Origin of the sequence: Nitrospira sp., from assembly GCA_005116745.1 — a bacterium.
GTDB lineage: Bacteria > Nitrospirota > Nitrospiria > Nitrospirales > Nitrospiraceae > Nitrospira_D.
On sequence record SWDS01000006.1, the window covers coordinates 532,663 to 545,121 of the forward strand.

The 12,459-nt window shown below is 55.8% G+C and carries 10 protein-coding genes; 2 read left to right on the forward strand and 8 right to left on the reverse strand.

From position 1 onward, the window contains the following. Positions 1-174: 174 nt before the first annotated feature. Positions 175-1,587 (reverse strand): hypothetical protein, encoded by a 1,413-nt coding sequence (locus tag E8D52_08305; GenBank protein ID TKB68971.1) that lies wholly within the window; start codon positions 1,585-1,587, stop codon positions 175-177. Between the two features lie 765 nt (positions 1,588-2,352). Between E8D52_08305 and E8D52_08310 the strand changes: the two genes are divergently transcribed. After that, positions 2,353-2,595: a hypothetical protein gene (locus tag E8D52_08310; GenBank protein TKB68972.1), complete on the forward strand. Its 243-nt coding sequence runs from the start codon at positions 2,353-2,355 to the stop codon at positions 2,593-2,595. A 287-nt stretch (positions 2,596-2,882) separates the two neighbouring features. Here the strand turns inward: E8D52_08310 and E8D52_08315 are convergent, their stop codons facing one another. The 7 genes from E8D52_08315 to E8D52_08345 form a co-directional block, all read right to left on the reverse strand. After that, on the reverse strand, positions 2,883-3,269 hold the full coding sequence (locus E8D52_08315; protein ID TKB68973.1) for a hypothetical protein: 387 nt from the start codon (positions 3,267-3,269) through the stop codon (positions 2,883-2,885). A gap of 399 nt (positions 3,270-3,668) precedes the next feature. Further along, positions 3,669-4,466 (reverse strand): hypothetical protein, encoded by a 798-nt coding sequence (locus E8D52_08320; GenBank protein ID TKB68974.1) that lies wholly within the window; start codon positions 4,464-4,466, stop codon positions 3,669-3,671. A gap of 654 nt (positions 4,467-5,120) precedes the next feature. After that, positions 5,121-6,104, reverse strand: coding sequence for an NAD-dependent epimerase/dehydratase family protein (locus tag E8D52_08325; GenBank protein TKB68975.1), 984 nt, complete (start codon positions 6,102-6,104; stop codon positions 5,121-5,123). A 211-nt stretch (positions 6,105-6,315) separates the two neighbouring features. Continuing rightward, positions 6,316-8,199: a potassium transporter Kup gene (locus E8D52_08330; GenBank protein ID TKB69450.1), complete on the reverse strand. Its 1,884-nt coding sequence runs from the start codon at positions 8,197-8,199 to the stop codon at positions 6,316-6,318. A gap of 149 nt (positions 8,200-8,348) precedes the next feature. Further along, the gene (locus E8D52_08335; protein TKB68976.1) at positions 8,349-9,371 is read right to left on the reverse strand and encodes an ATP-grasp domain-containing protein; all 1,023 of its coding nucleotides are present in this window, start codon (positions 9,369-9,371) and stop codon (positions 8,349-8,351) included. Beyond that, positions 9,368-10,429, reverse strand: coding sequence for a hypothetical protein (locus E8D52_08340; GenBank protein ID TKB68977.1), 1,062 nt, complete (start codon positions 10,427-10,429; stop codon positions 9,368-9,370). Before E8D52_08340 ends, E8D52_08335 begins: the two co-directional genes overlap by 4 nt. Before the next feature lie 151 nt (positions 10,430-10,580). Further along, a complete protein-coding gene (locus tag E8D52_08345; protein TKB68978.1) occupies positions 10,581-11,111 on the reverse strand; it encodes a hypothetical protein in 531 nt (176 codons plus the stop codon). A 38-nt stretch (positions 11,112-11,149) separates the two neighbouring features. On the opposite strand from E8D52_08345, the gene ttcA reads away from it, so the two are divergent. Continuing rightward, positions 11,150-12,064 (forward strand): tRNA 2-thiocytidine(32) synthetase TtcA, encoded by a 915-nt coding sequence (ttcA, locus tag E8D52_08350; protein TKB68979.1) that lies wholly within the window; start codon positions 11,150-11,152, stop codon positions 12,062-12,064. The last annotated feature ends 395 nt before the right edge of the window (positions 12,065-12,459 follow it).

Sequence of the window (12,459 nt, forward strand, 5' to 3'; positions counted from 1 at the left end):
GCAGGGTGCGTCATGCCCTCAAGTGGTGGCTTAGATGGGAAACATTGCGGTGATTCACATATCCTTCAGAACATACAAGAGAGGGCGGGACTCTAAACAGGTAGGGGCAGCTTTGTAGGAAACCGACCGAACCATGTCGGCCTATGAGAGGCCGACATGGTTGTCTGTTGAGTATCAGCGATTCGAAACTTTTTTGACCATTCCACTGTATTGGGATGTGTCACGAGTGTTGCGTGTAACCTGCTCGTCTGTTTCACCTGTGGAGGCGATTGGCTGAGGTGATTGGGTCACGACAATCTCAACCCGCCGGTTCTTGCTCCGGCCTTCTTCCGTATCGTTGGTCGCGATGGGCCGTGCGTCCGCATACCCGACAGCTCTAACGCGGTCGACCCCTAACCCTCCCTTAACCAACGCCTTGCCGGCATTTTCGGCGCGCGCCTGAGAAAGCTCAGCGTTATCCTTAAACGGCCGCCGAGGATTGTACTTGACCGGTATGCTGTCGGTATGTCCGGCGACTTCGACGCTCTCGGGACGGAACTTACGCAAGGCCACGCCGATTCGCTTGACTAAGGAGTTTCCCGCCGCCGTCATGGTCACTCGTCCTATGCCAAACAGTTCACCCGACGACAATGCGAGCGTGAGTTTGTCGCCGCGCTGCTCTAACACCACGGTGCCTCGTTTGAGTTCGTCCTGGAGGGCGCTCGCCAGCTTCTCGCTGACCCGAGAGAGGTCAGTCGTGGCACGCGCCGTCGTGATGGTTGGCTGAGGCAGTGCATTCTTGGCGTAGGAAGGCAGTTTGACCGGTTTCGGCAAGCTCTTACCTAGGCTCGTGAGTAGGCGTTTCGCCTGCACGAGCTGAGAGTCGCGAGCGGCGAGTTCCATATCCATGTTGGCCTTGGCCAGCTGGAATTCCTGCTCTTTCGCCACCAATTGCAGGTCAAGGTCGGCAATCCGTTGCATCGCGGTATCAAGCTGGTCATTGTTGGTGGCAAATTGCCGCTCAATGTCGAAGACTTGTTGTCTGGCCAACTCCAGGCTGCTTCGTGTCCGGTTCAGCTCCTGCGACATATACTGGTGGGTGTCCCGTTGGGTACAGAGCCCTGCGAGTTCCTGCTCCTTTTGGGTCAGCTGCGCTTCCAAGGCTTCCGCGCGAGTCTTTTCGACGGTCACCTGATTCGCTGCCGCAGTCGTCTTCTCTCGCAGAAGGGACAACTCTTTCTCTTTAGCCGTGAGCTGTTCGAGGAGTTGCTCCAGCCGGACTGTTTCCTTCTCTGCTTCAGAAGATTGGCTCTGGGGTGTGTCGATCGTAATCGACGTCATAGGCGTAATTGACGGAGCCAGTGACGTCTCGTCGCCGTCGACTTTGTGAACATACGAGCCCGCCTCGTAGTCCTGTTGAGCGTGCCGAGCATCGGTCGGGGTCAAGAATCCGACGAGCATGGCCAGAAGAGAACGTTGACCATTGTCCGATTGAACCGCAGTCGGCTGGCTGTCGGCAATGGACTGAGTGGCCGCAGCCTGACTCGATTCCTGTCCATTGACCATGAAGGTGAAGAGAAACGCGAAAGCGACCAGCTTCATAATCATATCTCACCTCACTCAATGATGAAGTTGCAGCGACTCCGCTGTCTGGAGTCAAGTTTTGAAGTCGACCATGGAGGCAACAGCCGTTCCCGTTCACACCGTGAAAAATCCGTCACGAAACAGGGGAACGACATCAGCCAAAAACCATGAAACTGCCCCTGGTCGCTCTTATCGATCGATAAGTAGAACCAACAGGCCCTACTCTACCCTATACGCCGTCTAGCAGCGCTTTGCAACTGAGGATTTTGACTAAATGTCGTGCCCAGCAAGGCCTGCAGGGCATCTCGTTGAGAGCCGTGATAGGGACAAAAAGTAATAGGTGTTCCAGGCTGTCAGCCCACCACATCTAGTGGTCCTGGGTATAACGGATGCCAGGATCACGCATGAGCTCGAACTCTCCGCCGCGTCGATCACCCGTATCTCCCGAAGCCGCGAGAGTGCTCCACGTGAAGGTCTACTGAGCGCAAGACATGACTCAGTCAAGCAGCCACGGCACTCAGTCCGATGGTCTACCCTTAAATATCAGCATCTGCGTGTTCGGCTATCTGCTCTGATATCCCCACCGCGATGAATCTATTCGGATACTCACGGCGAATCGAGATAGATACACCCAGTGAGGCGTTAGTTCTCCAGGCAACAGCATAATGTTGGAAATTCAAGTCGTTATAAGTAGATTCACCATGGCCCGCTCTTTGCTTATCGAGCAGTGTGGAAGATATGGGGGACCCGCTGAATGAATCGAGGGGCTAGGGAACGAGGGAGGACCATATGATCACAGCCAAGAGCCAGTTGCTCCAGCTGACATTGTCGGCCATCACGTTCGTCTTTGTTATCGGTGCCCTCTCGACCATCTGGCCTGCCATCATTGCCCTCTTTCTCGGTGCACTCTGGCTGCTCCAATCGTTCAGCGTCGAGCCGGAGATGGCGGTGCTGTCATGGACCGAGGTCGGTCATGTGCCGGTCGTCGTCGCCTCGCTTCGGCGACCAAGTCTTCCGGCGATGCTCTCGTGACGAGTTCGAGCGGTGTTTTCGTCTGTCGAGGGCATTCCACCAGGAGGGGATGAGCTCCTGGGTGCCCATGAGTGCCGACGCGGAAGCTCGACTCGTATGAGAGGGTCGAGGTGGGCAAGGCAAGCGTACGTATCAGTAGCCAGATGTGTTGGTTGCGTGAACCTCGCTATTCACGGTGATCGTGCAGTGTGAACCGATTCGTCACAGGTCGAGAGGATTGAAGCGGGTTAGATCAATGGTCATGCCTGAACATCCCGCTAGAAATTGCAAGAGCATGTTTTAAAGTGCTACCGCCCATTTCCATCGAGGCTGCGGATCAGCACGGCACGGCCCTGGCGGTCGAGCCAGGATTGAATGCGGTCGCCCACATGGGCTGGTCGGTCGATCTTGGTATTTTCATCATGCGGAATACGGATGTCCTGTCCCTGGGCGTCCTGAATTAGGTACGCGCCGCCCTCCACCGCTTGCACGTGACCGATAACCGAGATGGAGGATGGTGTTCCGGTGCATAGGGCCACACGTTGTTGTTCACCCAATGTTCCCGATACGATTCCCATTCCGAGATCTTCCTGCGACGAACGTCCTTGCATGGTCGAGTGGGCGCAGCCCGTTACCAGGACCAGCAGGGTCGGTAGCCACACGGCACGTCGGCAAGCTGTGAGTATCCGTTTCATAGGTAAGACCTCCACATTTGGTAAAGCGGGGGACTGGAGCCAGATAGGCGTGACACGCACCGCTCCAACACTATTTCATAGAGAGGCGGAATGCTCAATATTAATGCGAGAGCTCTCACTTGGAGCCGACTCAATATGAAACAGAAAAGGAGTGGTGTCTAAAGATGTGTCATGTGAGCCGTGCGCCACACAGCATGCATGGCAGTAGGCCCGATGCGCGTTCTCTTCCAAGAGAAGAAACGAATCAGTCCCCTCGCGGTGCAGGGATTCTGGCTGCCAGAACAGGAAGTCTCATGGTCACCGTGGATCAGGAGCCCATGACACACAGACCTGGACGACGATCATGTGATCGACAGGCGAGGGTGGTGGTCTTGAGAAAGATCGTGGAGCGATGAGCGACTACACGAGTTGACACTCTTCTCTCGGGGCAGAGACCCTCGACCCATCGGTGAATTCCGGCAAGATTCTGACAAGGTGAAACGCGTAGGTCTGCACCAGGGACCATAATCCGTGTAATCTTTGGGGCCCCGCAAAGGGGTTCATGAGGACATATTTGGCGATGCCTGAAAGGGGAGGACGCCCTGTGCGTACGTTCATGGCGCCGAAGTCCGGTAAGGGCAGGGCTGGGGTATCGACGACGACTCGCGCCACAACCCATGGAAGCCCATTCTCGACGGCTGCCCGTGCGATGCCATAACTTTCCATGTCCACAGCAATCGCGTCATGGAGCGCTGCGATCTCGGCCTTGGCCATGGCACAATGGATTGGTTCATCAGCCACGGTCACCAATCTTCCTTCATGCCACCGTGGGGTCTGTTTGAGGGCTTGGCCGAGACGTGGCGCTGCGGTCGCATCGTTGTCTCGAAGCGTCTCGAGGGTAGACCATTGCTGCTTCGCCTTCCCAATCGCACGCACATCTCCTGTCACCACCCAATCCGACACCTCGAGACCCTGAACCAACGCGCCACAGGTTCCGGCAGAGAGCACGTAATCTGGGTTGAATTGCCGGATCGCGTCGGCGGTCACCCGATAGGCTTGTTCGGGACCAACGCCGGTGGTTACCGCAATGATCTTCGTTTTATTGAATAGAGTCCCTTCAAACGGATTTTGTGGCCCGGGCACAGGCGTGGCCTGAAGCTCCTTGACAACCGGTCGTAATTCATCGTCACCTTCGATGAGTAATAGAAGAGATTTCATAAATGCCTCCTTTGAGCGCGGGTTGTTCTATGGCTGAGTCTCGAACGTATCTCACGTTGAAAATACATGTCACATGTCGTGCCAGACAGGACAGACCTCTACACCTCTGCGGGAAAATTGATCATTACACATGGTATGACCAGATTTGGGTCGTCACCTGAGACAGCGCGAGACAAGAAGGTGTTTCACCATGAGGCAGTGATGAAACAGACGATAGCATCCAATGTTGCAAGGTTCTGATCTTCGTTCCGACTCTTCTCAAAATCAATTTTGAGATAGGTTCTCGTTCACTCTCAGGTTGAGGGTCCGGCTCCTAAGCCATGCATCAGACGTCGCAGCACCATAGTGTGTACCGCGAGCCGCAGGCGGGTCGTGTATCGCATGGCACGAGCACCGTAACATCTTCCAGAAACAGAAAATAGCCCAAAGTGAACACTGTGCAAGTGAGTCCGTAAGCCATAGACCCTCAGTGATGAAACTTAGGATGTCGGGGATCAGGCGAATTCAAACTGACTCACTACCGGAGGGTGTGTCGAGTTGACGAACGACTGCCCCCGAGGCGATGCAACTGGATGTTTTCTGGAACCTGCAGGTCCAGGGATTAGCATGCGGCCTATCCTCAATAACGAGTCGAGCCAGGGTGGTGGTTCTCAGTTACACCATGCCGTGCGCACGAAACCAGTCTATTTCTTCTTGTAACGAGGCTCGAATGGGACCGGGACGGTATCCCAGTTCACGCTTTGCTTTGTCGATGCTGACGTAATGCGGATATTTCCCCATTCGCACCGAGGCCATGCAGGCCAAGGGTTCCTTGCCGGTGAGCCGCCCGGTGATCTCACCCATCACACCACCGATCAGGGTCAACGCGTAGGGCACTTGTATTGTTGGCGCGGGGACCCCCGACAACTCTCCCAGTACACCAAGAAAGTCTTTCAAGGAAATGTTCTCTCCTCCGAGGATATAGCGATGTCCGATTGTTCCCTTCTCTGCAGCCAGGCAATGGCCTTCTGCGGCATCTCGAACATCCACGACATTCAAGCCTGAGTCGGTGTATACCGGGAATCTCCCTTTGAGAAATTGAATGATGGTGTGACCAATGGGGGAGGGTTTTGCGTCGCCAGGACCGATCGGCGCGGCAAGATTGATGATGATCACCGGAAGCCCCTCTGCACAGGCCTCCATCGCGACGCGATCCGCTTCTAACTTCGATAGCTCGTAGGCGCCAACGGCTTCATGATCGTCCTTGAGCATGGTTTCGTCTGCCGAGGGCGAATTCGTTCCGCGCCGTAGGACTGCGGCGGTGCTGGTATGAATCATTTTTCGCACGCCGGCCTTGCGAGCCGCGGTGAGCACGTTGCGCGTGCCCTGTGTATTGGCGGCACGCATGGCCGCAGGATCCCTGGTGAAAAACTTCACGTTCGCCGCCAGGTGATACACCTGCTCACAGCCTTGGGTGGCCCGCTCTAAACTCGCGAGATCCAGAATGTCTCCGTGAACGATGTCGACGGACTGTCCCTTCAGCTCGCTTTGATCAGAGCCTTGCCGCACCAATGCCCGAACATCTGCTCCTCGCTCAACAAGACGTCGACACAGATGGGCTCCAACAAACCCATTCGCTCCCGTGACTAAAACTTTCATTGAATGTCCTTATTGAACAACAGTGACTCACCTTCGGCCACTCAAGCGCGCCATAACCAAACTCGCTCGGACGTGTTGTGAAAACTTGGTGAGTGGTGGGACGGCAGGACTTACTGAAGTCTCAGCGCATCGTGATGAATTCTCGCAGAAACTGAAAAGAGAGTAAAGATGGAAAACGCGGCGAATGGCAGTCGTCTCCAGCCTGTATGGACTAGATTTCCACCACGACGCCGATTTCAACAACCTGTTCAGCGGGAATATGAAAGAACGAACTGGCGCGCTGGGAGTTACGGCTGAGGAAGATGAAAAGGCGTTCCCGCCAGAGCGCCATGCCCGGCTTCGGTGTGGCGAGGGAATTCACGCGGCTCAGGAAGAACGTCGCTCCGTCAAGATCGACGTCTAACCCCTGTGTCCGGCAGGCTGTGAGCAGGCGAGTAATGTCCGGAGTCTCCATGAATCCATATTGCGCCACAACTCGTCGAACACCCTCCGCGAGCGGTTCGATACGGACATGATGACTGCCGATGACTATCGGAACGCGGGCGGTCGTGGTGGTGAGGAAGACCAGTTGTTCGTGGAGCACTTTATTGTGCCGCACGTTCTGCACGAAAGACGGCGGCGTGAGGTCGGGGAACTGCGTCAAGTAGACGGCGGTTCCCGGGACGCGAGTGAGCGGCTGCGCCAGCACGTCTTTCAGGTAGGTGGTCAGTTGCGGCATTTTGCTCCAGAGGTGTTTCGCAATGAGCCGACGCCCGCCATGCCAGGTGATCATCAAGAAGAAGATCCCGGCGCCGAGGACCAGCGGGAGCCAGCCACCGTGTGGGATCTTCAGCGCATTGGCTCCAAAAAACGACAGGTCCATGGTCAACAAGAGACTGGTGACGAGGACCACCGCTGGCCAACTCCATTTCCATTGGCGTCGGGCGACGACGGACATCAGTAGCGTGGTCATGACCATGGTGCCGGCGACGGCGATCCCGTACGCAGCGGCCAGATTGCTGGACGTGCCAAAGAGTATAACCAGGCTGATCGTGCCGATCAGCATCATGAGGTTCATCGCCGGGACGTAGATTTGCCCGATCTGCGATGCGGAGGTGTATCGAATGTGCATGCGTGGCAGATAGCCCAACTGGATCGCCTGATTCGTGAGGGAAAAGGCGCCGCTGAGCATCGCTTGCGACGCGATGATGGTCGCGAGCGTGGCAAGGCCGACCAGCGGCAAGAGGAACCATCCCGGTGCGAGCAAATAGAACGGATTCGCTACGGCGTCCGGTTGCCGAGCCAGCAATGCGCCCTGACCCAAGTATTGCAGGACGAGCGATGGAAGGACCACGCCATACCAGCCGAGTCGAATGGGGGATTTTCCGAAGTGTCCCATGTCGGCATACAGGGCTTCGGCCCCTGTCAGGACGAGAAACACGCTTCCTAACACCGCGAAGCCCTGTGTGGGATGGTCGAGAAGAAACTGGACGGCATGGTGGGGGTTGAACGCGGTAAACACCTCGGGGGTCTGGACAGCGCTCGTGATTCCCAGAACTGCGAGGGTGACGAACCAAAGCAGCATGACAGGACCAAACCATGCGCCGAGCCGCCCAGTGCCACGTGACTGGATTGCAAAGAATGCAAGCAGCACGGCGATAGCGATCGGCAGTGTATAGGGCCGATAGGCTGTCGTCTCCACCTCGATGCCCTCCACCGCACTGAGGACTGAGATGGCCGGTGTGATGATCCCATCGCTATACACCAATGAAGCCCCGAGTAATCCAAGTGCAATCACGGACCCGATCCGCAAAGGGAACGCCGACTCTTCGCGATGGCGTTGTCCCAAGGCCATGAGCGCCACAATGCCGCCTTCACCCTGATTGTCGGCTTGCATAACGAACAACAAATACTTCACCGTGACGACCAGCAGCAGGGCCCAGATGATGAGGGAAAGCAGGCCGATGATTGTCGGAAGTGTCACGGGCAAACCGTGCGAGGCATGGAAACATTCCCGCAGCGCATAGAGAGGACTGGTCCCGATGTCACCGTACACGACACCAAGCGCGGCGAGCGTGAGACCTGCGGTCTTAGGTTGATCAGACGGGTTACTCATGGGAGGAGAGTGAGCAGCCGGATGCATGACGTCGAGCAACTCACGTAGTGAATGGTGCGCATAGTGGACCGATCCTAACGGGTTCATGAGGCCAGGACAAGCAGTTCTGACGCTCGGCGGGAAAATACTGTAGGGTTGAGTGTAAACGGTTAGGCCGCTTTAGCGGGTCGCCAGCGGAGGCCAACGTTCAGGAGTTCTTGGAGTAGTTCCTTGTAGTGATAGTCCGCTTTCTTTGCCGAATCGGCGAAGTCCTCATCCTCTGCGATTTGAGGGTTGGGATTAGCTTCCAGGACATAGAGTTGTCCGTCATCTGCCATCCTCATATCGATCCGCGCATAGCCGCTGAGTCCAAGCGCCCGATACACTTGTTTCGATAGATCCTGAATGTCTTCGGCTTTTCCCTTCGGCAGGTTGTCAGCCTCTCGTGATGTGATGCCGTACTTCTGCTGATACTTCCGGCTCCACTTCACACGCTCGGTCGCGATCCGTTTGGCGTCCTCAGGCAGCTTGTCCATGATGAGTTCCCACACCGGCAGCACTTGCAGCTGGCCGTTGCCAATGATCCCTACGTAGAATTCACGCCCCTCGATATACCGCTCGATCAGGGCGCCACTGCCCACACTATTATGGATGAACGCCACTCGTTCGCTCAGCTTGTCGTCGTCCTCTACGATCGAGGCCTGAGAGATGCCCAGTGAGGCTTCTTCGCTGACGGATTTGACGATCAATGGGAAGGAGAGCCATTTGGGTCGCCTGACCGTGCGCCCCTGAGGGACTTCGATAAATTCTGGATAGGGGATGTGGTGAAAGGATAACACTTTCTTGGTCAGCGCCTTGTCCCGTGCCAGCATCAGGCCGCGCGGATTACAGCCGGTGTAGGGGAGGTGCAGGAGTTCGAGGTATGACACGACGTGCTGATCGTAGACGGCAACGCCATCGAATTCTTCAAGTAAGTTGAAGGCGATGTCCGGCTTCCACTCCTCAATGGCAGAATGGATCACGTCGAGATCGCTCTTCACGCCGAGCGGGAGCACCTCATGCCCTAGCTTCTTCAATGTGGAGACGACATTATGCTCTGTTCGCCACGCGGCGGTTTCCAGATCGTGACCGTTCACCTGCTCCGGCGGGACAAGGTCTTCATGCATAAGGACGAGCACGCGCAGTCGCTTCATAAGGCCACTCGATGGCGCCCACTCCGCAAGAAGTTCATGGTGTGGACGGTCAGGAGGATGGTGAAATCGAGTTTGGCCTGCTCTTCTGCTACGGGGACTCGAAGATTCAATTCACGGCATCGCCGGATCATGTCCTCCAGCACTTGGTCGATCGTGTATTGATACTCGCCGGTCCAACTCGCGACTTTGCGTCGCACTTCACGGCGAAACCGATTGAGAAAGGTGGCGGCACTTGGCCTATTGGCATGGTTGGGCAGGTGGGAAAAGAGCCGCTTGAGATCCGGGTCATACTGCGACTGGTGCTCGATGCCGTAATGTCTGCGCTTTCGCTCATAGTGTTCGCGAAGAGTCTTTTTGAGATTGGGAAGTGGATCAATTTCTTCATGTGTTGTGACGGAGGGGGGGATGCCCTGGAGGTTATTCATGAGGCCATCGACATATCTGAGCTTCTTCAGAACGGGCCAGCCACGGTATCGCTCTTCCCATAGGGAGTCCGGTGTCAGCCAGACGGCAAAGGTTTCAGCGAAGTCTTCATCCGGATGACTCTGCGCATACCATAAATCTAAGTGGCGGACGAAACTCCGGCTATAGGGACGAGGCGAGTAATACAGCGGGTACTGTTGGGACGACTTGCCGAAAGTCTGCTGGCGGGTTTTGCGCCGCCTGATTTTGTACGCGTTCTCGATGGCATGGCCGGCTTCGTGGCGGAGAATGCGCAGGCACCATTCCGTTGTTCCGCCTTCGACTTCGAGCATTTGGGCTAGTTCGAGTTTCGCAAGGCGAGGATGAGCGAGGTAGAAGGGAATCGCAATGCCGGGAACCCCATCGGGTGTGAACCATTCATTGGAGAGCCAGAAGTGTGGGCGAAACAGCAGGCGACGTTCTTCCAGCTCGCGGGTCAATTCTGCGATCGGCTGTTCGAGAAATCCACCCTTGAGTCCGAGGTGCAGATCGCACATCGGGAGATCCAACAACGCGTCGTCGGGCCAGGAGGCCCATGTCGGTTCGTCGTGGCCAACAGCCGGAGTCTTGAGCACGTCGGAAACCGTACGGTCCATGAGACACTTCATCCTCCATAGGGTCTGTCGGTATGGTCCATGGAAAACTATAGCATTCTTGGTTCAAGCTGCTGGCGAGGCTGATGCGATTGATCGACGAGGAGCGAGAGGAGGAACAAATTGTCCACACTTGTTCCAGTTTGAACTGTGATTACGGTTTCATGGGCCCTCGGTGTCCAGGAAACTGTGAAAGTCGTGCCATCAATGCCGGCACGGATGCCCAAATGTGGTCGATGACTGACTCCACATAGTCTCGGGCTTGGGCAAGATCACGCTCCCAATCTGGCAGAGCTTCGTGCAGGTCGAGAATTGGGGTTTCTTCGCCGAGTGCCACTTCATTGAAGAGTGGAGTCGTCAGACCGAATTGCCGCTGAATAAACTCTCGATGGTTCAGACTCATGGCAATAATAAGATCAACCCGATTGATCAGCTCCTTGGTCAGTGCTTGTGGAATGTGCGCAGAGGGGTCAATGCCTTTCTGGATCAGCGGGTGACAGACCACCAGGGGAACCGATTGAGGCGAGGCTTTGATACCAGCCGATTCAACGTGGTAACAGGATTGTGGACCGCTCTGTGCCCGGACCGCATATTCGGCTGTCACGCTGCGGAACACGTTTCCCGTGCAGACAAAGAGAATGGACTGCCTCATAGGTGGTTTGTCATGCTCCATGTACCAGTGCACGGTCGACAGGACCGCTCCAGAGCGGCTACAATCGCGCCATGCCTATCTCTGCGGCCGCCACGCCACGTCGTAAACTCGACGAAGAAACCGAGAAGCTTCAGACACGCCTCTGCCGCCTGGTGGGGCAAGCGATTGCTGACTATCGCCTTATTGAGGACGGCGACAAGGTTATGGTGTGTCTGTCGGGCGGCAAAGATAGTTATGGTTTACTCGACATCCTACTCGTGCTGCAACCCCGTGCACCGATCCATTTTGACCTGATTGCCGTCAACCTCGACCAGAAGCAGCCAGGATTTCCAGCGGACGTCCTGCCAGATTATCTGACTAGTCGGGGAGTCCGCTTCCACATCGAGTCCCGCGATACCTATTCGATTGTGAAACGACTGATTCCCGAAGGACAAACGACGTGCTCGTTGTGTTCGCGCCTTCGCAGGGGACATCTCTATCGCATCGCCGGTGAGCTAGGGGCCACGAAAATCGCGCTCGGGCATCATCGGGATGACATAATCGAAACGCTCTTCCTGAATCTCTTCTATACAGGGAAGTTGAAAGCGATTCCACCAAAACTGCGTTCAAAGGATGGACGGCATCTGGTCATCCGTCCGCTGGCGTTGGTGAAAGAGGCCGATCTTGCACGCTATGCGGAGCTAAGAGAATTTCCCATCATTCCCTGCGACCTCTGCGGCTCTCAAGAGAATTTGAAGCGAAAGAAAGTGAAAGCATTTCTTCAGCAATGGGAGCGAGAGTCATCTGGCTGTTCCGACAGCATCGCCGCGGCATTGACCAACGTCGCGCCCTCGCTCTTGATGGATCCACGACTCTTTGACTTTACCTCGCTGACAGCAGAGGCTGGTCATCAGCCGGAAGGCGATGCGTGGTTAGATCAAGAACCGGTTCCTCACCAGGACGGAGCAGCCGCATTAATATCGACCGAGTTGCGTCACCGCCCCTGAACAGGTTTCATCACCGTCTCTCTCTGACACTTTGGGCGCATCGCTTGTCCGCCGACAGTTGCGGATGACGGATGGGTGTGAGGATATTGCCGGAATACATTGCCATGTGGTCCACTCATGGCGACAGTCAGGTCATTTGAGGGGTCGAGCAGGCAGGAAGAAACGGCCAGAGGGGCTGGCTCACCGAAGGCTTTGCGCTCAGATCAGGCATTCAGCTGGATCATTAAAAAGTCTTCATGAATTCCTCATCAGCTCTTCATAGCTCGAGGAGTATGCTTTACTTAGCTATGAGTTCTCGAAATCCACGTGCTGGAGGAACTGGCGGGGTTCGGTCAGCTAAGAAGAGTTCGTCAATGCGGAGGTTCGTCTAACAAGGAGGTCACATTATGGCCAGT